23 protein-coding genes are annotated in these 22,100 nt (G+C 65.1%); 11 read left to right on the plus strand and 12 right to left on the minus strand.

Features of this window, described 5'->3' with window-relative positions:
* The first annotated feature begins 147 nt into the window (after positions 1 to 147).
* Genes ABIA65_RS03850 through ABIA65_RS03870 form a run of 5 tightly spaced genes read left to right on the plus strand, consistent with a single transcriptional unit; the run spans position 148 to position 5,575 of the window.
* The gene (locus ABIA65_RS03850) at positions 148 to 1,725 is read left to right on the plus strand and encodes a peptide ABC transporter substrate-binding protein (RefSeq protein WP_354522675.1); all 1,578 of its coding nucleotides are present in this window, start codon (positions 148 to 150) and stop codon (positions 1,723 to 1,725) included.
* A 3-nt stretch (positions 1,726 to 1,728) separates the two neighbouring features.
* Positions 1,729 to 2,652, plus strand: a complete 924-nt coding sequence (locus ABIA65_RS03855; RefSeq protein WP_354522676.1) for an ABC transporter permease — start codon at positions 1,729 to 1,731, stop codon at positions 2,650 to 2,652.
* Positions 2,645 to 3,532: an ABC transporter permease gene (locus ABIA65_RS03860; protein ID WP_354522677.1), complete on the plus strand. Its 888-nt coding sequence runs from the start codon at positions 2,645 to 2,647 to the stop codon at positions 3,530 to 3,532. The genes ABIA65_RS03855 and ABIA65_RS03860 overlap by 8 nt, the downstream gene beginning before the upstream one ends.
* Positions 3,529 to 4,533: an ABC transporter ATP-binding protein gene (locus ABIA65_RS03865; protein WP_354522678.1), complete on the plus strand. Its 1,005-nt coding sequence runs from the start codon at positions 3,529 to 3,531 to the stop codon at positions 4,531 to 4,533. Before ABIA65_RS03860 ends, ABIA65_RS03865 begins: the two co-directional genes overlap by 4 nt.
* Entirely contained in the window at positions 4,523 to 5,575 is a 1,053-nt protein-coding gene (locus tag ABIA65_RS03870) for an ABC transporter ATP-binding protein (RefSeq protein WP_354522679.1), read from the plus strand. The genes ABIA65_RS03865 and ABIA65_RS03870 overlap by 11 nt, the downstream gene beginning before the upstream one ends.
* Here the strand turns inward: ABIA65_RS03870 and ABIA65_RS03875 are convergent.
* Entirely contained in the window at positions 5,554 to 5,772 is a 219-nt protein-coding gene (locus ABIA65_RS03875) for a hypothetical protein (RefSeq protein ID WP_354523116.1), read from the minus strand. The two genes, ABIA65_RS03870 and ABIA65_RS03875, sit on opposite strands and share 22 nt — an antisense overlap.
* A gap of 6 nt (positions 5,773 to 5,778) precedes the next feature.
* Between ABIA65_RS03875 and ABIA65_RS03880 the strand changes: the two genes are divergently transcribed.
* Positions 5,779 to 6,831: a metal-dependent hydrolase family protein gene (locus ABIA65_RS03880; protein WP_354523079.1), complete on the plus strand. Its 1,053-nt coding sequence runs from the start codon at positions 5,779 to 5,781 to the stop codon at positions 6,829 to 6,831.
* A gap of 397 nt (positions 6,832 to 7,228) precedes the next feature.
* On the opposite strand, the gene ABIA65_RS03885 is transcribed toward ABIA65_RS03880, so the two are convergent.
* Positions 7,229 to 7,456: a hypothetical protein gene (locus ABIA65_RS03885; RefSeq protein ID WP_354522680.1), complete on the minus strand. Its 228-nt coding sequence runs from the start codon at positions 7,454 to 7,456 to the stop codon at positions 7,229 to 7,231.
* A 126-nt stretch (positions 7,457 to 7,582) separates the two neighbouring features.
* Complete coding sequence (locus ABIA65_RS03890; RefSeq protein WP_354522681.1) at positions 7,583 to 9,031, minus strand: neutral zinc metallopeptidase; 1,449 nt, start codon at positions 9,029 to 9,031, stop codon at positions 7,583 to 7,585.
* 293 nt (positions 9,032 to 9,324) lie between these two features.
* On the opposite strand from ABIA65_RS03890, the gene ABIA65_RS03895 reads away from it, so the two are divergent.
* The 4 genes from ABIA65_RS03895 to ABIA65_RS03910 are packed head-to-tail and all read left to right on the plus strand — an operon-like array spanning position 9,325 to position 11,291.
* Complete coding sequence (locus ABIA65_RS03895; protein ID WP_241402231.1) at positions 9,325 to 9,762, plus strand: STAS domain-containing protein; 438 nt, start codon at positions 9,325 to 9,327, stop codon at positions 9,760 to 9,762.
* A gap of 34 nt (positions 9,763 to 9,796) precedes the next feature.
* Entirely contained in the window at positions 9,797 to 10,246 is a 450-nt protein-coding gene (locus tag ABIA65_RS03900; protein ID WP_354522682.1) for an STAS domain-containing protein, read from the plus strand.
* 60 nt (positions 10,247 to 10,306) lie between these two features.
* Positions 10,307 to 10,810: a pyridoxamine 5'-phosphate oxidase family protein gene (locus ABIA65_RS03905; RefSeq protein WP_241402229.1), complete on the plus strand. Its 504-nt coding sequence runs from the start codon at positions 10,307 to 10,309 to the stop codon at positions 10,808 to 10,810.
* A 1-nt stretch (position 10,811) separates the two neighbouring features.
* Positions 10,812 to 11,291 (plus strand): nitroreductase family deazaflavin-dependent oxidoreductase, encoded by a 480-nt coding sequence (locus tag ABIA65_RS03910; protein ID WP_354522683.1) that lies wholly within the window; start codon positions 10,812 to 10,814, stop codon positions 11,289 to 11,291.
* Positions 11,292 to 11,307: 16 nt separating this feature from the next.
* Here the strand turns inward: ABIA65_RS03910 and ABIA65_RS03915 are convergent, their stop codons facing one another.
* The 4 genes from ABIA65_RS03915 to ABIA65_RS03930 form a co-directional block, all read right to left on the minus strand.
* Positions 11,308 to 12,237, minus strand: coding sequence for a hypothetical protein (locus ABIA65_RS03915; protein WP_354522684.1), 930 nt, complete (start codon positions 12,235 to 12,237; stop codon positions 11,308 to 11,310).
* Between the two features lie 325 nt (positions 12,238 to 12,562).
* A complete protein-coding gene (locus ABIA65_RS03920) occupies positions 12,563 to 13,993 on the minus strand; it encodes a neutral zinc metallopeptidase (protein ID WP_354522685.1) in 1,431 nt (476 codons plus the stop codon).
* 221 nt (positions 13,994 to 14,214) lie between these two features.
* Positions 14,215 to 15,306 carry an FHA domain-containing protein gene (locus ABIA65_RS03925; protein WP_354522686.1) on the minus strand — a complete coding sequence of 364 codons (1,092 nt, stop codon included), beginning with the start codon at positions 15,304 to 15,306 and terminating at the stop codon, positions 14,215 to 14,217.
* A 117-nt stretch (positions 15,307 to 15,423) separates the two neighbouring features.
* Complete coding sequence (locus tag ABIA65_RS03930; RefSeq protein WP_354522687.1) at positions 15,424 to 15,657, minus strand: hypothetical protein; 234 nt, start codon at positions 15,655 to 15,657, stop codon at positions 15,424 to 15,426.
* A 253-nt stretch (positions 15,658 to 15,910) separates the two neighbouring features.
* On the opposite strand from ABIA65_RS03930, the gene ABIA65_RS03935 reads away from it, so the two are divergent.
* A complete protein-coding gene (locus ABIA65_RS03935; protein WP_354522688.1) occupies positions 15,911 to 16,693 on the plus strand; it encodes a sensor domain-containing protein in 783 nt (260 codons plus the stop codon).
* 4 nt (positions 16,694 to 16,697) lie between these two features.
* Here ABIA65_RS03935 and ABIA65_RS03940 read toward each other — a convergent pair whose 3' ends face one another.
* The 5 genes from ABIA65_RS03940 to ABIA65_RS03960 form a co-directional block, all read right to left on the minus strand.
* A complete protein-coding gene (locus ABIA65_RS03940; RefSeq protein WP_354522689.1) occupies positions 16,698 to 18,668 on the minus strand; it encodes a serine/threonine-protein kinase in 1,971 nt (656 codons plus the stop codon).
* A gap of 10 nt (positions 18,669 to 18,678) precedes the next feature.
* Positions 18,679 to 19,983 carry a DUF7373 family lipoprotein gene (locus tag ABIA65_RS03945; protein ID WP_354522690.1) on the minus strand — a complete coding sequence of 435 codons (1,305 nt, stop codon included), beginning with the start codon at positions 19,981 to 19,983 and terminating at the stop codon, positions 18,679 to 18,681.
* A gap of 284 nt (positions 19,984 to 20,267) precedes the next feature.
* Complete coding sequence (locus ABIA65_RS03950) at positions 20,268 to 20,579, minus strand: GNAT family N-acetyltransferase (RefSeq protein ID WP_241402222.1); 312 nt, start codon at positions 20,577 to 20,579, stop codon at positions 20,268 to 20,270.
* On the minus strand, positions 20,576 to 21,547 hold the full coding sequence (locus tag ABIA65_RS03955; RefSeq protein ID WP_354522691.1) for a pirin family protein: 972 nt from the start codon (positions 21,545 to 21,547) through the stop codon (positions 20,576 to 20,578). Before ABIA65_RS03955 ends, ABIA65_RS03950 begins: the two co-directional genes overlap by 4 nt.
* A 30-nt stretch (positions 21,548 to 21,577) precedes the next feature.
* Entirely contained in the window at positions 21,578 to 21,991 is a 414-nt protein-coding gene (locus tag ABIA65_RS03960) for an EVE domain-containing protein (protein ID WP_241402220.1), read from the minus strand.
* Between the last annotated feature and the right edge of the window lie 109 nt (positions 21,992 to 22,100).

Here is a 22,100-nt window from a genome sequence, read left to right on the forward strand (position 1 = left end):
TTTCTGCCGGTCCAGCTGAACCTGAGTCATAAGCCCCCGCTCATCGAAGCCCGCTCACCGGTGAGTTCATCGAATCCCCCAGAAAGCCTTGACACGAGCCAAAACGTAGCACACTGTATTCAGAACACAGTATCGGGAAGGAGGGCCATGCGACGACTCGTAGGGCTAGTGATCGCGGTGATCGGGATCAGTGCAGCGGCTGCATGTGGAGGTGGAGGTTCCGGGGAGGCGTCAAGCGGCGAAGTGTCGGTCGCGATTCTGGAGCCCTCCTCGCTGATGCCAGCAAACTACTCGGAGGTCTACGGCTCGCAGGTTGTGACGTCGCTGTTCACGCCACTGGTGACCTTCGACCCGGGAACCAACGAAACGAGGCTCGGGGTCGCCTCCGAGATAAACAGCGCTGACAGCCAGCACTGGGACGTGAACATCGCGCCCGGCTGGACGTTCCACAATGGCGAGCCGGTGACAGCTTCCTCGTTCGTCGATGCATGGAATTTCAACGCCAACCGCGACGCGGCGCAACTCAACTCATACGTGTTCGACAACATTCAGGGTTACGACGAAGTGTCCTCAGGCCAAGCGCCCGCGATGAGCGGACTTCAGGTCATTGACGACCATTCGTTCCGGATCGATCTGAAGACGCCCGACTCACAGTTCGAGATCATGCTCGGCTATCCCGCCTTCTCGCCGCTGCCAACAGCGGCGTTCAAGGATCCGAATGCATTCGAGCGGTCGCCGATAGGCAACGGGCCGTTCAAAATGAACGGGGAATGGGTCCATGATCAAGAGATCCAACTGATCCGGTTCGACGAGTACGCCGGCAGTCCGGCCAAGGCCAAGTCTCTGACGTACCGGATTTACCAGAGCTTCGACACCGCCTACAACGACTTGGTCTCCGGCGGCGTCGACATTGTGCCGGGCATACCCGCGTCAAAGGTTGAGGAAGCCCGGCGCATCCTCGGTGAGAACTATGAAGAGTTCAACAGCGGGCGGTTGGAATACCTCGGCTTCCCGCTGGCTTCACCGCAATTCGGGTCCGCCGACGTCCGTCGCGCCATCTCGATGGCAATTGACCGGCAGGCAGTCAGCAACGTCGTATTCGCGGGCACTCGTGAACCTGCGACCGGCTACGTACCCAGCCTCGTGCCGGGGGCCGCAACAGACGCATGCGGCCAGGCATGTACCCATGATCCCGAGGCTGCGAAACGGCTCTTCAACCAAGCGGCAGGCGACCGCATCCGTGACGGATTCTCCATCGCGTACAGCACCGACAGCCCCGACAACAAGCCTTGGGTTGAAGCCGTAGCCAGGCAACTGTCGGACACTCTCGGTATTCAGGTCACGCCAAAGCCGTATCCAACCCTGGCGGTGGTGCTCGAAAAGCTGGGCAACGGATCGGTCGACTCAGCGTTCAGAACTGCCTGGACCTTCTACTACCCCAGCATCGGGAACTACCTCGATCCGATCTTCGGCGCCACCTCACCCGAGAACTTCTCCGGCTACCAAAACCCGTCATTCGAAAAGAAATTGGCGGAGGCCAGAGGCTCCGCATCTGCAGATCAAGCGCGCGACCTCTACCTCCAAGCAGAGCAGATTGTGCTCGATGACATGCCCTACGTCCCGTTGTGGACGCAAAGGATCCCGGTCGGAACGTCCCAGCACGTCAGCGACGTGCATATGGACGCCTTCCGCAGGATCCATGTCGAAGACATCGCGCTCAACTGAACCATGGTCAAATACATCCTCGGTCGCGTCCTTCAAACGCTCGGCGTGGTGTTCGGCGGCACATTAGTGATCTTCGCCCTGGCCTTCGCGCTACCGACCAATCCGGCCGCAGCCCTCGCCGGGGAACGAGCCGCTGATCCGGCATTTGTTGCTGCCATAGAAGCCCGGTACCACCTCAACGAGCCGCTGTGGCGTCAGTACCTGTACTACGTGCAGGGACTTCTGCACGGAGACTTCGGCCAGACCGTCACCGGGCAGCCGATCGCGCCCATGCTGGCCGAACGCCTCAGTGTCAGTGCGCAACTCGCCGCCGTCGCGGTGCTTATTGCCTGCGTCCTGGGGATCGGTGCCGGCATGCTCGCAAGTCTGAACCGCCACCGCACCATCGACCACATTGTTCGCGCGGCCACACTCGCCGGATTGTCCATTCCGTTCTTCGTGATCGCATTCGTTCTCCAGCTTGTCGTCGGCGTAAAGCTCCAGTGGCTTCCTGTAGCTGGTCTAGAAGCCGGCTGGAAGAGCCTTCTCATGCCCGGATTCGTTCTCGCCGTGGCGTCTACGGCCTACATCACACGACTCACGCGATCACAGCTCATCGAGCAACTGGACGAGGACTACGTCCGCCTCGCGACGGCGAAGGGGCTGGGGCGCTGGCGTGTCGTTCGCCATCACGCACTGCGGAACAGCCTCATCCCGGTAGTGACGTTTGCGGGCATCGAGTTCGGAGCGCTGTTCGGCGGGGCCGTCATCACCGAACTCATCTTCAACATCCCCGGCCTTGGACAGGCTCTCGCACGCGCGATCTACCTCGGCGACAAACCGGCAGTGGTAGGCATCGTGACCGCGATCATCTTGGTCTACGCGCTGATCAACCTGGTAATCGACGCCATTTACCTCCTCCTAGACCCGAGGATTCGCCATGCATAACCTCGACCTCCCTACTCGCCCGGTCGAAGGACCGGCCGGCGGACACCGGCAGCGGTCCTGGACCCAGCTACGCCGGTCTCGACAGGCACAGGTCGGAGCATTTCTCCTTCTGCTGATGATTGCCCTGGCTCTCATGCCAGGACTGTTCGCTCCATACAGCAGCGGTGACTGCTCCCTGAGCCAATCTCTGCTCTCCCCAAGCCCACAGCATCTGCTCGGTACGGACCTGCAAGGTTGCGACGTTCTGACGCAATCGATCTACGGCACGAGGGCAAGCCTCGCCGTCGGTCTCCTCGTCGCTCTTTTCACCGGCCTTCTCGGCGGCGCCATCGGAGCCATCGCCGGGTACGCGGGCGGGTGGATCGACACGGTCCTGACCAAGATGACCGAGATCGCTCTCTCGATCCCGCTGCTCCTGAGCGCGAGCGTGCTCCTGACTCTGGTCGGAAGTGGCGGTCTCGGCGCAGTGGTGATCGCCCTGACCCTCAGTGGTTGGCCCCCGGTCGCGCGGATCATGCGTGGGGCCGTGCTCGAGGTCCGACATCGAGACTTCGTGCTGGCCGCACGCGCCACGGGCGGAACCCACCCCAGGATCCTGCTTCAACACGTCCTGCGAAACAGCCTGGCGCCCTGGTTCGTTGTCGTGACCACGAACCTCGGACTCTTCATCACCTACGAGTCGATCGTCTCGATGCTCGGTGTCGGGCTTCAACCGCCCACCATTTCGTGGGGCCAGCTCATCTACGACGCCCAGAGCCGCTTCCTCGACGCGCCCCTTCCCCTTCTCGCACCAGCCGGATTCCTCACCGCCGCCGTCTTCGCCTTCATCCTGATCGGCGACTCGATGCGCGACGCGCTCGATCCCAAGGATGCGAAATGAACCCCAAGTCGACGAGTACGCCCGTCGTTTCCTCCGAAGAGGGCACGGAATCGCAACGCCCAGCGCTGCGCCTCGAAGATCTGCGGGTGTCGCTTCGCGACGGCACTCCCCTATTGCGCGGGGTCGATCTCGAGGTCAACGCCGGCGAGGGGCTTGCTCTCCTGGGTGAGTCCGGTTCAGGAAAGAGCCTCACTGCCCAGGCGATCATGGGGCTTCTGCCCAACACCTGCACCGTCGAGGGCCGCATCGAATCAGACGGCCTTGACCTTCGCAGCCTGACACCACGTCAAATGCAGGCAGTGCGAGGCGCTCGGATCGGTCTCGTCTTCCAGGATTCCCTGTCGGCATTGAACCCTGTGCACCGTGTCGGTGCACAGATCGGCGAGGCACTTCGCATTCGGGAGGGACTCTCGCGCACACAAGCCAAAGAACGCGCATTGGAACTCATGCGACGGGTCCGCATCCCCGACGCCGAAGCCCGATACCGAAGCTATCCGCACCAGTTCTCCGGCGGCATGCGCCAACGGGTCGCCATTGCGATTGCCCTCGCGCAGTCTCCCCGGATCCTGATCGCCGACGAGCCCACGACCGCCCTCGACGCGACGGTGCAACTGCAGATTCTGCACCTGCTGAAGTCGCTCCAAGAGCAACTCGGCATGGGCCTGATCCTGATCACCCACGACCTCAAAGCGGCGGCTGCGATCGCTGACCGGGTGGCCGTCATGTACGCGGGGCGCATCGTCGAGACGGGACCGACCCCGTCTCTGCTCGCTCACCCACAACACCCGTACACCTCTGCCTTGCTACGTGCGATTCCCAGCAGGAGCCGACGCGCAGGGCATCTCGATGTCCTGCCGGGAGGCCCACCCGAACTCACCGCTGAACTCAGGGGGTGCCCGTTCAGGTTCCGTTGCAGCGATGTCATCGAGATCTGCTCCACGACCGATCCCCGATTGACGCCTCGAGCCTCGGAGGGAGCGTGTGCCTGCCATGTCAAGTGAAACCCTTCCCAAGCCGGCAGCAGAGCCGATGCTGACGTTGCGGGGTGTCCAACGGCACTACAAGGTCGCGCGCGGACTGGGTCGCAACCAGCTGCTCCGCGCGGTCGACGGTGTCGATCTCGAAGTAGCGCGCGGCGAGACCCTTGGTCTGGTCGGGGAATCCGGCTGCGGCAAATCGACGTTGAGCCGAATGATCGTCGGCCTTGACCGGCCCACATCGGGTGAGATCCACGTCGGCAGTACAGAAGTCGGCCAGGCCGATCGACGAACGCGGCGGGAGCTGACGAAGACGGTCCAGATCGTCCTGCAGGACCCCTACACGTCGCTCAATCCCCGAATGACCGTCGGCGCGATCATCGGGGAACCGTTGGTCGTCCATAAACTCGGCGACAAGCAGTCGATCCGCCGCCGAGTGTCGGAGATGCTTGACCTGGTTGGGCTTTCGGCCAAGGTCTCGAGCCGCTATCCGCACGAGTTTTCGGGCGGCCAGCTACAGAGAATCGGCATTGCGCGCGCCCTCGCCGTCAACCCGTCTGTACTCGTCTGCGACGAACCGGTGTCCGCATTGGACGTCCTCGTCCAAGCCCAGATACTGAACCTCCTCGCGGACGTGCGTGACGAACTCCATTTGACCTGTATCTTCGTCGCCCACGATCTCGATGTCGTTCGTCAGATCAGTGACCGGATCGCGGTGATGTACCTCGGCAAGATCGTCGAAGTAGGTCATGTCGACACAGTCTTGACGGCGCCGCAGCACCCGTACACACAGGCGCTGCTTGGTTCAGTCCCAACCTTGGACGCCGCCGGCCGCGGTCTGCCGACCCCAACGCTCGTCGGTGACCCCCCGAGTCCGATCCAACCCCCGTCTGGCTGCGCGTTCGAGCCGCGTTGCCCCGTCGCAGTCGATGACTGTCGCGTTCAGGCTCCGTCACTCGATCTCGTAGATGGTCACACCCACAGCGTTTCGTGTCATCTCGTACACGGCGCGCCCCGGCGCACGCCGACACACACCCGGACCCATCAAAAGGAAGGTAAGGAATGAACACAGTAGGAACCAACACCCAATATGCGATAAAGGCACAGCGTGTCCTCGATCCAGAACGCGACGGCTATTTGGAGAATGCAGTTGTCGTCGTGAGCGGCGGCAAGATCGAATCCGTAGTCGATACTCCCCCGCCAGGTGCCGTGGTTGTCGATCTCGGCGACCGAACGCTTCTTCCCGGCCTTATCGACTGCCACACGCACATGCTGCTACGGCCGGAGGACCAAGTTTGGCCTCCCGCAATCCTTTTCAAAACCCAGGTCTACCGCATGATCGAAGGAGTGGCAGCCGCGGCACGGGCGCTGGAGATCGGAATCACCAGCCAGCGTGATACCGACAACGAGCAGGTTTGGCACGGGGATACCGCCCTGCGCGATGCGATCGCGGCCGGCACCGTTCCCGGCCCTCGGATGTGGGTCGCCTCCGACGCAATCTCGATCACCGGCGGAGACATGAGGATCGACGACAAGGTCAATCCGGAACTCAATCTGCCGGATGTCGCGGCGATGGCCGACTCACGCGACGCCTACATTGGTGAGGTTCGCCGCCAGATCAAGATCGGCGCCGACTGGATCAAGATCTACTGCACGAGCACTCGCAAGGATGTCGAGCCAGAGACGATGGAGCCGCTCCATCAGTTCGACATCGAGGACGTGCGTGCAATCGTCAAGGAGGCGAAGCGATTCCGCAGGGACGTCGCTGCACACGCGTATGGAGGGCACGGTGCACAGGCGGCCATTCAGGGTGGCGTCCGCACGCTCGAACACGGTCCACTGTTGCTTGAGGAAGACCTGCAAGCGATGCTCCAGAGTGGCACCTATTGGGTCCCGACGATGCAAACGTATTACAAGCGACAGAACACCGATTTCGAGAAGCGATTCGTCAAGCGACACGAAGTTGCCTTCAAACGAGGCCTGGAACTCGGTGTGAAGGTCGCATTCGGCACCGACATCGGGTCCTTCCCGCATGGTGAACAACTCGACGAGTTCGACTTGATGGTCGAGTACGGTATGACGCCACTGCAGGCGATTCAGTCCGCAACCACCGTGGCAGCCGAGCTACTGCGTCAGGACGGCAAGATCGGCTGCCTGCACGCCGGCGCACATGCGGACCTGATCGCTGTCGATGGAGATCCGCTGCAGAACATCGCCGATCTGAAAGCGACGCGCCTCGTCATGAAGGACGGGAAGGTCCACAGGGACGACGACCGAGTCACGACTGACGTCAAAGACCTCGCCTGGGTTCCCTCGCGCTGACGGAGGTTGGGACGAAAGCCTGTCCGGCGCCGTCTCGACGCACCATTCCTAACTCGAATGGTGTTCTTTGCCAGTGGGGGCCGACATATTGTCGGCCCCCACGAGCATCTTCGGCATGCCTGGCGACACTCAGGACCCCAGCCTGATTCAACTCCATTCACCACACCGATTCCCCGCGTGGCAGCCTCAGTGTGAACAGGTCACCGTGGGTGCCGCGCAACGCTCCATGAGGTCCAAGGGACGGACCGCCCAGACGGCCGTCTGCACCGCGACGGGAAGTCGGGCGCCAGCCGGCAGAACATAGCGGGCCAAGTCGGTCACCTCCGACCGGGAGCCGTCGGATCATGCGCTTGTTCAGAACAAACCTATGCGGTTCCCTCCCCTGGTCTGCTGGTCGTCAGCGGCTCTGGTGCACGGTGGTGTCGACCTGCGGTGCGTGAGCCCTCGGCTGGATGTCATAGAGCCAGCCGTGGTGGTCGATACCGGTCGGCGCCGTCTGTAGAACGGCCGCCACGTTGGCCGCGGGCACGGCGTTCGCGGTGTCGGCCTGAGCCGGTGCGGCGAGTCCGAGGACCGCGGCGGCCAGTCCCCCGGCGATCACTGAGGCGAATCCGATGTTCTTCATGTCATTCCCACTTCCCTGAAGTCAACCGGCCCGGGTGTTTCTCGTGCCGGTCTGATGGTAGGAACGGCCAGCTCAGGGCATTCATTTCCGGTGGCAGCAATTGACCGCCGGGTGGCAGGAATCGACCTACTTGAACCGGGCCTCGCAGAGGTCGCGGTCACCGCTGAGACCCGAGCGGTAGGCGATGATCCTGGTGAAGCCGCCGGGCACCGTTTGGCTGTCGACGTTGCTCGCCGCCAGTCCGTTGGTGAGCAGACCCGCGACGGCCTCGTCGAGGTCACCGGCGGTCAACGTGAGGCTCTGACCGCTGGGCAGCTCGACGGTGTCAGACATCGCGGCCTGTGCGACGCCGGTGAGGCATGCCGTGCGCAGGGCCGAGGCCGGTGTGTTCAGCGCGTCGCCGTTCTCGTGCTGGAGCGCAAGGGCGTACCGCGACGTGAGCACCGACAATGCGGTGTTGTCACCCTGCAGCAGAACGTAATTGGACTCGTCGGCGGCCTCCCCCATCTGCTGCAGCGCGCCGAGATCCACCGCGATGGTGTTGGTCGACGGGCAGTATGATGTCGGCGGGACTGGCTGCGCGTCCGGGCATGCGGCGGGTTCGTAGGACAACGTGGGCGCCTCGGACGGCTGGTACACCTCGCCGAGCGTCTCCATCAACAGGGCAAGGATGTCCTCGTCGAGGGTGACCTCGCCGCTCTGCACGTCCCCGTTGTCATCGAACGGCAGGGCGATCGGCAGGTCGCCGCGCCGCGTCTCGATCTCGTCCATGTCGATGCGAGCGCACTCGGATGCGCCGGAGGTGAAGCCCATCTGGAAGGCGCTGATCCGGTCGAGCGCGGTGCCGTGGCCGTCCTCGACGAAATCGATGTCCTGCGGTCCGAGGATCGGGTCGCGCAGCGTGATCGCCGCAGCGAGAACGTGATTGAGCCCATCGCCGGTACTGAGATTGAACCGGGGGGAGTTGCCCTCGGCGACCCAGCGGACGTAGGTGCCCGCGAAGCAGTCGGCCTGCTGTTCCATGACCAGGACGGGGGTGTCGTCAGCCACCAGCCCGGCCATGTGCTGTACGGCGTGGCCGTACTCGTGGGCCATCAGTGCGGCGACCGAGACATCGCCGAAGAACTCTCGGCCGATCGGCACCATCACCCCGCGGTCCCACGCCATGATCTCCTTGCTCGGGCAGTAGAAGGCGTTGGGTTCGCCATAGGTGTCGGTGTTGCACACCATTGGACTCGACGGGTCGTCGGAGTCGTAGGACAGCAGGTTCTCGATGGGCGCGAAGGTGCCGTCAAGGTCGCCGTAGTTCTGCTCCCAGAACTCGGCGATGTCGTTGACCGACAGCAGTGCCAACTTGTCGATGTCGCCGCCGTCGCTGCCCTGCACCTCGCCGGTCGGCGGTGGTGCGTCGTCCTTGACGCCGCTGGGTCCGTCCTGCGCAGGCAGCCCGCCGGCCCGGAACGGGTCGTAGAGCGTGGATACGGCCTGACCCTGGGTAACCGGGGAGCAACCCGCGATCAGCACTGCCACACATGCGGCGCTGATCGCCGCCACCACTCTGCTGTGTCGATTCATGTCCTGACGATCTTCTGATTCCGGTGTGAGCTAGCCGAGGTTATCCCGACGCCCGGAAGTTCGGACAGGCTTGATCAGCGGCGATGCGGTGGGGGAGCGCTCAGGGCGCGACACGCGGGGCACGTCTTTACCCGCGGAGAGGCGCGGGCAAACATCGCCGATCATTTTGCCGAAGCAGGTTATGAGAACGGAAAGTGGGCTCTTACCAGACCATTAGACGTAGTACCCCAAGATCTTAGGTTTGCGGCATAGCGTCGATCTCAACAGTTCGACGGCGCTACGGAAGGCGGCACATGACCACCACGATCGAGGACTTCCGCTACGGCATCTCCGCACAGGATGACGAGGGTGCGCTGGTCCGTGCGTACAGCCGTCAGCTGGCGACCGTCGTGAGCGTCAGCGGCGTGGTCGACGGCCACAACCTCAACCAGGTGTTGTCCCGCGTCGAGCGCCACGTTCTCGACGACGACTTCATTCTCGACCTCGGTGGCCTTGACGCCGTGAGTGCTGAAGGCCACGACCTCGTCTGCGCCGTGGAGCGTGCGTGCCGTGCAGCGGGTGTGCAGTGGGTTCTGGTGGCCGCCGACGAGGTGGTCGATGGACTGAATCTCGACGCCGATCAGGTCACGTGTGCGGTGGCGCAGTCGGTACGCGAGGCGCTGCGGTTCTTCGCCGATGTCTCGGGTGTGCGCCGACGGATTCTGCTGCCGTTGCTCGGCAGGACCGCCTGAACCGACCCACACTGGAATTCATCGGAGGCAACAGATGGCCAAGTCGAGAGGGACGCTGGGCACCTTCCGCTACGGCAACCCGGCCCTCGAGTGTGACGGCGCGCTGATCCGCGCGCACAGTCGTCGGCTGGCCACCGTGGTGAGCGTCAGCGGTGAGTTGTCTGCGCGCAATCTCGACCGGGTGGCGTCGCGGGTGGGCCGCTTCGTGATCGAGGAGAGTGATTTCATCCTGGATCTGGGCGGGCTGGAGGCCGTCGGCGCCGAGTGTCGTTCACTCATCCACGTCGTCGACGACGCGTGCCGCCTCGCGGGTGTCGAGTGGGTGCTGGTGGCTGCCGACGACGTCGCCGACGTGCTGGGTCTCGATGATGACGAGGTCAGGTGTTCGGGTGCGCGTTCGGTGCCCGCGGCACTTCGCCTCCTCGGCGACGCGGCCAACGCGCGGCACCGCGCCCTGTTGCCGCTGCTGCGCAGGACGGCCTAGAACACGCCCAACGGCATCCCGGTGATGGTGGTCACTGTCGGCTCCTGATAAGGATTGACGGTGGGAAAGAACCAGCGTTCGAAGATCGTCATGTCCGACGACGAGATCACCGAGTTCATCGATCGCAGCCGCACGGCCACGATGGCGACGGTCTCGGGCGGGGGGCGGCCGCACCTGGTCGCTATGTGGTACGCCGTGCTCGACGGTGAGATCTGGTTCGAGACCAAGGCCAAATCGCAGAAGGCCGTGAACCTGCGCCGTGACCCGACGATCACCGTGATGATCGAGGACGGCGACACCTACGACACGTTGCGCGGCGTCTCGATCGACGGCACCGCCGAGATCGTGGACAGCGACCCGGATCTGCTGCACCGTGTGGGCGTCAGTGTGTGGGAGCGCTACACCGGCCCCTACACCGACGAGATGAAGCCGTTCGTCGACCAGATGATGAACAACCGCGTCGCGGTGCGCGTGGTGCCGTCCCGGCTGCGCAGCTGGGATCACCGCAAGCTCGGCCTGCCCGAGATGCCGGTCGGTGGCTCGACCGCGCAGTACCTGGGCTGAGATGGCGGCGCCCAAACGGCCGGACCAGCTGGATTCACCCGTCCTTCCGGTGATCTTCCGGCACGTCGGCCGCGCCCAGGTCTGGATCTACCGCCGCACGGGTGGCCGGATCGGTGGGAAGTGGCGAGTGGGAGCGGGCTTCCGCAAGCCGGTGCCCACGCTGCTGCTCGACCACGTGGGGCGCAAGTCGGGCAGGTCGTTCACCGTGCCGCTGCTCTACATCCACGACGGCGACGACGTGATCATCGTCGCGTCGCAGGGCGGCCGGCCCGAGCACCCCCAGTGGTACCGCAACCTCGTCGCCAACCCCGACACCCACATCCAGATCGGTGCGCGGCGAATCGCTGTCCACGCGGTCGTGGCGGGCGCCGAGGAGCGGAAGCGGTTGTGGCCCAGCCTCGTCGAGGCCTACGCGGACTTCGACACCTACCAGAGTTGGGCCGAGCGGGAGATCCCGGTGGTGGTGCTGCGGCCGCGCTAGACCTCGCGATGTCGTGTCATCGCAAGTTCAGCATGGGTGGCGATTTGGATATGTCGGCGGTGCCTCCCACATAGATGCTCGCCACGCCCTGGTCCATCCCGCCGTCCGTCAACTTGTAGCTGAGGGGGAGATGGGCTTCACCGCCAAGGATGACAGTGAGCGAGTAGGCGGAGAAGTCGCCGATCGTGACACCGGACAGATCGGCCTGGCCCCAGCTAGCGGTCCCGTCCACGGCGTCCGGGCGGGTAACTCTGCCAGGACAGTTCGGCGGGGCAAGCGATTGAGACTTCTGGCAGTTGGCGAAAGCGTCGACCAATGATTGTTGAATGGCGTCGCGCCCGTCGTCGTTGAGGCTGATCTGCGGCGACAGCCACGCCGTGGAATACGACGAAAGATGTTGAAGCAAGAGCGGTTCGGCCGTTGCCTTCAGGTAGCGGTTGGTGCTGCCGATGTCGAGGTAGCCGGGAAATGCATACAGCGAACCCTTGTCGAAGGATTTGCCGAAGATGGTCACCGTTTTGGCTGACAGGTTCGAGTCCGCGCCGGGAGGCGGTTCGATCTTGATGGCGGCGGTCTCGAGCTTCCAGCTGCCATCGGCATCCTTCTTCAGCCGCAGCTCGACGTCGTCGACGACGCTCCCGAAGCTGGCTGCCGCGTGGACCGTCGTCATGCCGATGGCCATCATCGAGGTGTCCTCGTCGAGGATGCGAATGTTCGTGATCGGCATCCGGGCCAACTGCTTCTTGAGGATCTCGTCGGTGAGCAGGTCGGAGCTGGCGGGCTGCGCAGCGCCGTAGGACAACGCCTTGGCCGCGTCACCGGCGCTGAGGGCCTCCAGGTAACCCTTCACGGTGTCGCTGGCGGAGATGTTGTCGCTTCCTCCGAGCGCCTTGATGGCCAGTACTGCCACGACGATCACCACGACGGCCGCCGCGATCAGCCCCACGATCAGCGGGGTACGGCGGCGATTCGTGGGTGGCGGTCCGCCGGCTCCCGGGTAGACCGGCCACGGTGGCTGTGGCTGTTGGTGTGGCCACAGCCCTGGGGGCGGCGGTTGATTCTGCGCTGGCCACGGCGGGGGTTCTGCGGGTGGCTGCTGTGGCTGCTGCCATCCGCTTGGTTGTGGTCGTTGGTGCTGGGGTGCGAGGCCGGTAGGGGCGTCGGGATCGACCCACCCTGAGGAGCCGCCGGGCGGTGGTGGTGGCGGTGGTGTTCCCGGCCAGTTGGTCATTCCCGGTTCCTCATCTGTCGTGCTCGAAATCCGTGAGTGGTCAGGGGAATCGGGTGTAACAGGCGTCGCCATCGGTGTCGAGCAGCCCTGACCGGAACGCCATGATGCGACTGAAGCCCGCCGGAACGGTCTCGCCGTCGACGTCACTGGCGACCAGACCGTTGTTGAGTAGACCGGCCACCGCCTCATCCATGTCGCCGGCGGTGAGAGTGATGCTTGATCCGGACGGCAACGGCTCGACCTCGACCATGTTGCGCTGGGCGAATCCAGTCAGGCAGGCCGTGCGCAGGCTGGCAGCCGCGTCGTCCAGCGAGGCGTTGCGCTCGTGTTGAAGCGCGAGCACGTATCTGGAGATCAGCACCGATATCGCGGTGTTGTCACCTTGGACCAGCACGCCCTGCTCGATGTCGGCGACCGCTCCGAACTTCTGCATCGCTGGCACGTCGACTGTGATCGTGTTGGTGGACGGACAGTAAGACGCGACCAGGGTCGGCTTGGCGTCAGGGCAGGGTTGCGCCGCGGGCTGAGTGGACACCGTCGGCGGGGTCGTTGGAGTGAACTGGCGATTGAGCTGTCCGATGAGCGTGTCGACGAGTTTCTGGTTGATCGGCACCTCACCGGTCTGATCGGCGCCGGAATCGTCAGTGCCGAGCAATATCGGAAGATCACCTCGACGTGTCTCGATCTCCTCGAGATCGATTCGAGCACAGGCTGATACGCCCTCGACGAACCCCATCTGGAAGGCGGTGACGCGATCCAGCGCGGTGCCGTGCCCCTCGGTCACCATCTCCTGGTCTTCCTCATTCCACACGGGATCTCGACTTGTGAGGATGCTGGCGAGGACTTTGGTCAGCCCTTCGCCGGTATTGAGTTCGAATCGTGGCGATTTCCCCTCGGCGACCCAACGGATGTAGGTGCCCGCGAAGCAGTCGGCCTGTTGTTCCCCAATGACAGTGGGGTCAGACCGATCGACTATGTCGGCCATGTCCTGTACGGCGTGGCCGTACTCGTGAGCGATGACGGACGCGACTGAGAGGTCGCCGAAGTACTTTTGTCCTATCGGCAACAACACACCGCGATCCCAGGCCATCAGGTCCAGGGGATAGCAGAAGAACGCGTTGGGACTCTTATATCCGTTCTGTCCGCACAGTTCCGGTCCGTTGGGGTCGTTTGAATCCCACGAGGCGTAGTTCTCGACCGGCGCGAATGTGCCTTCGAGGGTGGGACTGTAATTCGCCCGCCAGAACTCCTCGGCATCGTTGACCGCGAGCATTCCCAACCGGTCTACTGAACCACCGTCGGAGTAGGCGACTCTGCCCTCGGGGTCCGGTGCGTCCGAACGGATTCCGCTGGGTCCATCGGTGAGGGGCAATCCGCCAACGTTGTCGGGGTTCCACAGGATTGACTTCGCCTCACCCTGCAGAGCGGGTGAGCACGCGGTGAGAACGGCGACGCTCAACGCGATCACCACGCACACCCAGCGTTTGCCCCCACTGACCGACTCACGTGCCCCGTCCAGAGTCGTTCGACTCTTCGGGCCCCCTCCCGTCCCCGTCCAACCCCAGCGAAGTGACCGGATGATGTCCGGGGCGTGGGCTGCCTCAATATGCTAAGCCCTGCCACGGGGGCCCTCGAGCAGTAATCGCGTAGCCGGTCTGGTAGCTGGCCCAGACGTCACCACCACTCAGAGGCCTACCGCAAAGGGCTGATGGCCGGCCCGACGACGGTGACGAAATGTTCAAGAGCCTCCGCCGCGGCGCCGGCCGGGCGGTCTTCTGTTTCGACGGCCTCGACGTCGGCGGCCGTGACCCCCGCTGCCGCAGCGACTTCGGGGGCGGTCAAGCCGCCGCGCTGGCGGATGGCGCCCAGGCGTTGCCCCAAACTGGCATGAGGCGAGCCGGCCGCCCGAACGATGAGATCGGCTCTGAGCTGACGGATCCCGGCCAGAGCCACGACCGCCTCCAGTCGGCCGGGGGCGTTGCGAGCCGCCGCGGTGACGGTGCGGTCCAGCCGCCGCAGTTCGGTGAGCATCGGGGTGATGTCGTGGGTGAAGTCGCGGGCGTGGGGGGAGGGCAGCAATTCGGCTCGAGCACGAATGGCGCGCATCGCGATGTCAGCGGCGTCAACGGCCACGGAGACCTGCACCGTGGGTGTGAGCACCTCGGTGAATTCGTCCTCGGGAACGGGCGCGCCGTCGCGGATGCTCGCGATGGCGCCCGCCGGCCATTTGAGGCGCTCCTCGAGCGTTGCGAGGGCGTCGTGATCCGGCCAGTGCCGCCCGCCTTCGAACAGTGCCAGCTCTTCGAGCGCGACGACGTCGGCGGACAGGGTCAGGTGAGACAAGCCGAGTTCTTCCCTGCGCGCCGCCACCGCGGAGCCCGCGCGACTGAGAGCCGCGTCGGCTGGCTCGACGTGGCGGGCGTGCGGAATGAGTTGAAGCGCAACGCCGTTGGGGTCTCCTATGTGCACGACCAGCCTGCTGCCGACGATGACGTGGTCGACGCGTTCGCCATCGAGGTAGATCCCGTTTCGACTGCCCGCATCGGTCAGCAACCAGTGGTCGCCGTCGCGCTGCACGCGAACGTGCACACGCGAGACGCCAGGCCTGGGTACCACGATCTCTGCCGGCGGCTCACGTCCGATCGTCACAGCGTGGTCGCCCGGCTGCAGGATGTGGGAACTGCCGTCGACCTCGATCGTCAACACCGGAAGTTCGGGTGTGTTGCTCGCTGCGGTGTCGTCGGACTGCTCGTCGCCCACTCGATCGCCTCCGGTCTGGCTCATTGCCGAAATGCTAGCCACTCTGGGTGGCATGCGGATGCGCTGCTGCGGTGCGGGCTGAGGCAAACCCCGATTTAGTGCATTCCGCTAGCCGCACGACATGCGAGGATGGCCGAACAGTCAGCGATCCGGCGTGGTCGTGGACGTGTCGGCACGCCATGGCGTGGCATATGAGACAAGGGAGAAGTCATTGAGCCCGAATGATCCCACCAGCGGGCATGACGGCGAGGAGACGTCGGACTGGCCGAGGAGTGAGCCGGCTTCGGCGGCACCCGGGAGCGCCGAACCTAGATTCCCGCCCGCCGCCAGTGAGGTGGACCCGGACGGAGCCACCATGGAGGCGCCGAAGTTCACTCGGCCACCCCAGCAACCACCAGTCCCTCCCACGTCGCCGAGTTGGCCCAACCCGCAGCAGCCACAGGCCCCGCAATGGGTTCAGGGCGCGCCGTCGTCCTACGGCCAGGCTCCTCCCGCCGGGTACCCGCCACATAACCAGAGTCCACCCGGCGCCTACCTGCCACACTCTGGCTACCAGCAACCACCCGTCGGTGGCCCGCCGCAGGGCCGACCGGGACAGGCTTCCGGGAAGCCGACGCTGAGCAGCCAGATGGCACAACGACGGTGGTGGATTGTAGGCGGCGCATCGGCGCTGGCAGCCGTGGTCGTCATCGCGCTCGTCGCAACCAACGGTGGCGAGGATTCCGACACGGTGAGCGAGCAGCCCTCCACGACCGCGGCTCAGGTGCCGGCGGCACCGATCACCACGGTCCCGTCCGATCCGGCGGCGCCCGAGGTGCCGGGGGCGCCCGCTCCGGCACCGTCCGGGCCGACCCTGGGAGTGGACGCACTGGCCGGATTGCTGCTGTCGGCTGAGCAAGTCGGTCAGCGCCTCGATACTCCCGGCATGTCTGCCATGGACGTCGAGAGCAATCTGCTTGATGGCACCATCACACCTCCCGAGTGCGCCAGCGCGTGGGGTCCGGCATACGCGGCCACTTACAACGGTTCGGGTTTCACGGGGCTAGCCGTGCAGGGAGTCTTCCTCGAACCGAGCGCGAAGGTGGCTCAGGCCGTTGTGGCGTTTCCCGACCCGGGCGCAGCCAAGAGTTTCTTCGACAAGCAGTCCGCCGCGTGGTCGGGGTGCAAGTCCACTCACGTGACGTTCAGCTACGCCGGCAATAGCACTGGGGTGGACGTCGGCGTGCCAGCGATGACAGGCGACATCATGACCCTGAAGTTGGTCCCCACTACCTCCTCGGTGGCCGGTCAGCAATGCGAACGCGATATGACGGTGCGCGGCAACGTCATCGTCGACGTGCGTTCGTGCTTGCCGACGGTTGGCAGCGGCGGGCTGTCGATCGTCAGTGATATCGCCGCGAAGATCCGGTGATGCGCTACCGGATCTGGCGTACCAACTGATTGACAAGCGCGGTGTTTAGGAAGTTGGTCGCGGCGTAGCCCGGGGCGTTCAGCGCGGCGACAGTGTCGGAGTCATCGACGATGATGGTGATTCCGCGGTAGGCCGAGAATGCTTGCGGGAGACCGTTGTAGCTTCCCCCACCTGCTGCCTGATCGGTGCGCACCAGCAGTCGGACGTCGGTGGGTGCGGCGTTGAGTTGTGCGGGGTCGGGCACCGATCGCGTTTGACCGCCAGCTCCTGCCGCCCCGAGGTCCGACGGGTAGCGGAAACCGAGCCCCTGCAAATAACGGGCCGCCCCCGATTGGGCAACGGCGACGCTCACGCCATCGTCGGAGACCAGCACCACCTGAATGCTCTTGCCGCCGAATGCGGGATGCGCGGCGCGGATCTCGGACTGCGTGGCGGCCGCGGTGTCCAGCAGCGACTGCGCCTGTTCGGCGCGGCCGAGGATCCGGCCGATCCATTCCAACTGGCTTTGCCATGTCCAGTCGCCAGTGCCCTGCGGACGGGTGATCGTCGGCGCGAGTGCGGCCAGCGCCTTGTAGGCGGTGTCGTCGATGTCGGAGGTGTCGATGATTAGGTCCGGCTTTGCTGCCTCAATCGCCACGGGGGCAGCATCGGGCAAAACTCGCACATCATCTACCACGAGCTGCTTCTCCCAGCTGGGCAGACCACCGCCTGTGGAGACGATGGCGACGGGCTGTACCCCGAGTGACAGAACAGCATCGCCGTCGCCCGGTCCGGCGGCGGCCACCGCCCGCGGTACCGCACTCATAACGGTTTCACCGTGCTGGTGCACCAGTGTCTGCACCTGGTAGGCCGGACCCGAATCACCCTTGAGCGCCACGAATCCGATAACACCGCCCGCTACCAAAGCGACGACTGCCGCGATCGCGGCTGCCATCCGAACCGTGCGCCGTCTGCGTGGCGGGGCGGGTACGAGCCAGTTCGCTCCAGCCCCGCTGGGGCTGGACGGCACTGAGTGGAGCTCACCGGACCGGTGGTCGTGGGGCCCTGCCATGCCAGAAGGATTGGGTTGCGACCGACCGGGACTGTTCTCGCCGGGCCAGTACGGCGGCATCGGGCGCGGCGGGGTCAGACGGACGGCGTCGGTCGTCTCGTCGAGGGCGCGAGCGGCCGCGTACGCCAGGTCCATCGCGTTTTGGTAGCGCTCCGCGGGATTCTTGGCCATCGCGGTGGCGATGACCGCGTCCATCGCCGTCGGCAGGTGCGGGGCGAGGTCGGTGGCGCGAGGCGGCGGTTCGGTGAGGTGTGCTGCGCCGACGGCGGCCATGCCGCCCGACCGCGCGTAGGGGGCGCGGCCGGTGAGCATCCGATACAGGGAGCAGCCCAGCGAGTAGATGTCAGATCGGTGATCGGCCGGCTCGCCGGTCAGCGACTCTGGGGACGCGTAGGCGACGCTGGCCATGACCATCCCGGTTTGTGTCAGTCCCACCACTTCGTCGAGCGCGCGCGCGATGCCGAAGTCCGCGAGGAACACACGTTCGTCGTTGTGTGCCAGCAGGAAGTTGGCCGGTTTGACATCGCGGTGCAGGAGATGACGGCGGTGGGCGTAGTTCAGCGCTTTGGCCACCTCGCCGATGATGTAGACCGCGCGCTGCGGCGACATCCGCCCCTGGGTCAACTCCTTGTCGGCGTCGCTGCCTGCGACGTACTGCATGGCGATCCACAGTTGACCGTCGGTCTCACCACGGCTGTAAACCGCGACGATATTCGGATGATCAAGGGTGGCGGCCAGCTCGGCCTCTCGTTCGAATCGTGCCCGAAAGTGCGCGTCCTGCGACAGTTCTGCTGAAAGCACCTTCAACGCGTCACTGCGAGGCAGCGATGGGTTGCGGGCGCGGTAGACGGTGCCCATACCGCCGCGGCCGACCACCTCTTCGATGGTGTAGCCCGCCACCACCGCACCTGTACTCAACGCCATTGATGAACCTTCATTCGCCGGCCAGGATGCGGTACTGCGCGGACATCTGTTGCCGGGCATCGGCCGCGTCCTCGGAGAACGCGGTGTAGGCGTAGCGGTCCACGCTGGCCACGCACTTGAAGTGCCACATGACGCGCTGCCAGCTCGGGGCCGCGGTCTCCGGAAGCCAATCCTTCACTCGCTCGAAGCACTGCGCCGACGGCAGTCCCGGTACTCCGTCGATTATGTTGACGGAATCCAGTTCGTCGATCTGGCGGGCGAACTCGTCGACGATCCGGGCGGCACCGTCGGCGTTGCCTGCCTGATAGACAGTGGTCAAGCGCTGGGTGACGGCGTCGACGCCAGCGGCGTTGAACACGGCGCCGGTGGCGATGGGATCCTCCTCGAAATGCAGCCACCCCTGTGGCGGCCACACTCCGGCGATCACCGGAAGCGCGTTGTCGGGCGCCCACAACGTGCGCGCGAAAAGTTGCCCGGTCGGATCCAGCGGCAGGCTCGCCAAGGCGGACGGCTCGGTCGGGGTGAACTCATCGATGCGCTTCTTCTGCGCGATCAGGTTGCCGACAACGAGATTGATGGCGGATGTGCCGACGAGCGCGTCGGCGGTGCGGGCGGACTGGTACAGCACGAAGACCCCGTGCGCGGTGAAGCTGTCGACGCGTGTGATGGCGTCGGGAAGGGCGTAGGTGACAGCCAATGCCTCTGGTGAGTACTCCACCGGCGTGGGTGGCCCGGGCAGGATGCCCTGCAGCGGTGGAGCCTTGGCCGCCATCTCCGCTGCGGCCGCGGCGGCGGCCGGGGCGTCGGGAAACCGCAAGACGACGTTCTGCAGCCCGCGGGACTGCCCGGCTTGCGGCGGCGACACCCGCACGGAGGAGAACCCCGACATGAAGCCGTGCGCTTCGGCGACGTCGGGCAGGGGGATGGGCAGGATCTCACCGTCCCGCATTATCTTCACGGTGGGGAGCGGTGACGTCACAATCGTATTGATTCCCTTGGGCAGCGTGACCAGCGCGTTGTCGACCTCCCAGGGACCCACGGTGAACTCCGCGATGCGATGTGCCTCGAGCATGTTCTGGCTATAGGCGTCGTCGCCCGCCACACCGAATGGGTGTCCGGGGGTGGTCGGGTACGCACCGGTGTCCATGAGAGCCACCACCGCTGCGTCCGCGTCGGTGTCCATGACTGCCTTGCCCGACGTCGTCGGCGCCGCACACCCGGCCACCATGGCGGCCGCGCATGCGAGCACCGTTGCGGTGCGTAGCGCAGTCGCCGTCACCGCGAAACGTCGCCTTGTCGTCTGGTCGGAACCCATGGCCTCACTCGGCAAACGAGGGTAGGCGAGCCGAGTCTTGTTCCCCGGTGAACGTATTGGCGAAGAGGACCTCATTGGTGGCCGGCAAGTCGGTTTCGCCAACCGCCCTTGCATCGTCTGAGAACCCGATGTTCAGTGCAGGCACCCCACGTCCCCTCGTCCGGTGGTATCGGTACGGTACTACGACACAAACGGCTTCGGCCCGGCTCTTGGCCGCGCTCACGTGTGGATCTACCGCAAGTTGGGCGGTCGGCAGTGCTGTTGGACAGCTGCGACCACGTCGGTTAGACCGGGTCGGTGATGTCGGCGAACTCGGGGTTCTTGTCGATGTAGCCGGCCACCATCGAGCACGTGGGCACGATGCGCAGACCCGCAGCTCGGGTGACTCGGAGTGCTTCGGCGACGAGAATCGTTGCGAGGCCGCGCCCTTCGAAGCTCGGCTGGACCTCGGTGTGGGGGAACACGCGGCGGCCGTCGATGTCCTGGAAGTCCGCAAGGCCCACGGCGCGGCCGTCGACCGAGATGACGAACCGTCCGGGCTCCTCCGTGACGGTGGTCGGAGCGCCGGTCTTGTCGGTGGTGATCTCGGTGGTCAAGGTGCTCCTCGGTGGGTGCGGTTCGCGCGGGGCTGCAGTCTGCCGCCCGGCATGGGTGGCGCGGGGAGGCGGGCGCCGGGGTAGCCGGTCACCGCACCGAACCGCTCGTCCTGATCCTGCCACTGGGTCCGGAACTGGACGATCTCGTCGTGACTGCGCCCGACGAAGTTCCACCACATGACGAGTTGCTCGGGGAACGGGGTGCCTCCCAGCAGCACGACGCGGGCTGGCTGCGCGCCAGTGTTGATCAGCTCAATGCGGTCGCAGCCCGGCGCCTGGTACCAGAGGTCGCCGATGCCCAGCACGTCGCCGTGTACGTCGACGACGCCCTGATCGAGAAGCACGCCGTGCTCGAAGTCGCGGTCGACGGCGAGAGCGATCGACGTCTGCGGCGGGAGGTCGACCTGCGCGCCCAGCAGGGGAGTGAAGGTGTGGACGGGCGAGCGTTCGCCGACCAGCTCTCCGAGGAAGACGCGCACCACCGCGTCGCCCACCTCGCGCGCCGCGGGCACGTAGTGGGCGAAGTCGCGGGCCGTGTCTCGGTCGGCGTCGGGCAGGGCCACCCACAGCTGCACCCCGTGCAGAGTGCGGGTGTCCGGTGTCGACACCTCCGAGTGGCAGATGCCCGCGCCCGCGGTCATCAGGTTGAGCTCGCCTGGCCGGACGTAGGCGTGCACACCCGCGCTGTCGCGGTGCTCGATCTCGCCGCTGAATAACCAGCTCACGGTCTGCAGGCCGGTGTGCGGATGCGGCGCGACGTTCATTCCACTTCCAGCGGCGACGTCATGTGGGCCGTAGTGATCGGCGAAGCACCACGCGCCGATCATCGACAGGTCGCGTTGCGGCAGGGTCCGTCGTACCAGGATGCCGCGGGGCCCTCCGAGGGGCACGTCGCGCGGGTGCAGGACGCCGCTGAACGGTGAAGGGCCGCAGGCCACTTCGTCAGGAGCGATCTCGGTATTGCTCACCGCACCCACACTATCCCCGGGTGGCCGACGTCAGCCCGTCATTGCCGAACGGATGACGCCGAAGTCGTGCTCGTCGATTTCAAAGACGCCGGACCGGAAGCGGTAACCCCAGCGCGATTTGTCCACGACGAAGTCCAGGTCGTCGAGCAGCGGGCGAATGGGTGTCTCCTCACACGGCAGGAACCGCATGCGTCGGCGCCAAGGCTGGAACTGCGGGTCGAAGTCCTCCTGGTAAACCTCGTCGTCGGTGACCTGACCGATGGCGGTGAACGCCTGCAGCGGAGCCCCGTCGGGATAGTCGGTCTTGGGGGAGTAGAAGGCGATCCAGTCATCCCTCGCCATCCGCCTCAGCATGTGGGGCTTGCCGTGATTGGCCTGAGTGAATCCGCCTGCCACCCCGCGCAGCACGTGGCCGCGGCTGACGGTGTTGATCCAGTACGTCATGCGCCCACGCTAGGAGCCCACGCCGACAGGCCGCGGAATCCATCCACAGGTTGGGAATCCATCCACAGGTTGACAGACGTCGTGGTGGGCGCGCTTCGCGTAGGTGAGA

Source organism: Mycolicibacterium sp. 624, from assembly GCF_040548615.1.
Lineage (GTDB): Bacteria > Actinomycetota > Actinomycetes > Mycobacteriales > Mycobacteriaceae > Mycobacterium.

Bases quoted from the DNA above. Each gene is read 5' to 3' on its own strand.
- ABIA65_RS03850 (WP_354522675.1), top strand. From the start codon at position 148: ATGCGACGACTCGTAGGGCTAGTGATCGCGGTGATCGGGATCAGTGCA.
- ABIA65_RS03855 (WP_354522676.1), top strand. From the start codon at position 1,729: ATGGTCAAATACATCCTCGGTCGCGTCCTTCAAACGCTCGGCGTGGTG.
- ABIA65_RS03860 (WP_354522677.1), top strand. From the start codon at position 2,645: ATGCATAACCTCGACCTCCCTACTCGCCCGGTCGAAGGACCGGCCGGC.
- ABIA65_RS03865 (WP_354522678.1), top strand. From the start codon at position 3,529: ATGAACCCCAAGTCGACGAGTACGCCCGTCGTTTCCTCCGAAGAGGGC.
- ABIA65_RS03870 (WP_354522679.1), top strand. From the start codon at position 4,523: ATGTCAAGTGAAACCCTTCCCAAGCCGGCAGCAGAGCCGATGCTGACG.
- ABIA65_RS03880 (WP_354523079.1), top strand. From the start codon at position 5,779: ATGCTGCTACGGCCGGAGGACCAAGTTTGGCCTCCCGCAATCCTTTTC.
- ABIA65_RS03885 (WP_354522680.1), bottom strand. From the start codon at position 7,456: ATGAAGAACATCGGATTCGCCTCAGTGATCGCCGGGGGACTGGCCGCC.
- ABIA65_RS03890 (WP_354522681.1), bottom strand. From the start codon at position 9,031: ATGAATCGACACAGCAGAGTGGTGGCGGCGATCAGCGCCGCATGTGTG.
- ABIA65_RS03895 (WP_241402231.1), top strand. From the start codon at position 9,325: ATGACCACCACGATCGAGGACTTCCGCTACGGCATCTCCGCACAGGAT.
- ABIA65_RS03900 (WP_354522682.1), top strand. From the start codon at position 9,797: ATGGCCAAGTCGAGAGGGACGCTGGGCACCTTCCGCTACGGCAACCCG.
- ABIA65_RS03910 (WP_354522683.1), top strand. From the start codon at position 10,812: ATGGCGGCGCCCAAACGGCCGGACCAGCTGGATTCACCCGTCCTTCCG.
- ABIA65_RS03925 (WP_354522686.1), bottom strand. From the start codon at position 15,306: ATGAGCCAGACCGGAGGCGATCGAGTGGGCGACGAGCAGTCCGACGAC.
- ABIA65_RS03935 (WP_354522688.1), top strand. From the start codon at position 15,911: ATGGCACAACGACGGTGGTGGATTGTAGGCGGCGCATCGGCGCTGGCA.
- ABIA65_RS03940 (WP_354522689.1), bottom strand. From the start codon at position 18,668: ATGGCGTTGAGTACAGGTGCGGTGGTGGCGGGCTACACCATCGAAGAG.
- ABIA65_RS03945 (WP_354522690.1), bottom strand. From the start codon at position 19,983: ATGGGTTCCGACCAGACGACAAGGCGACGTTTCGCGGTGACGGCGACT.
- ABIA65_RS03960 (WP_241402220.1), bottom strand. From the start codon at position 21,991: ATGACGTACTGGATCAACACCGTCAGCCGCGGCCACGTGCTGCGCGGG.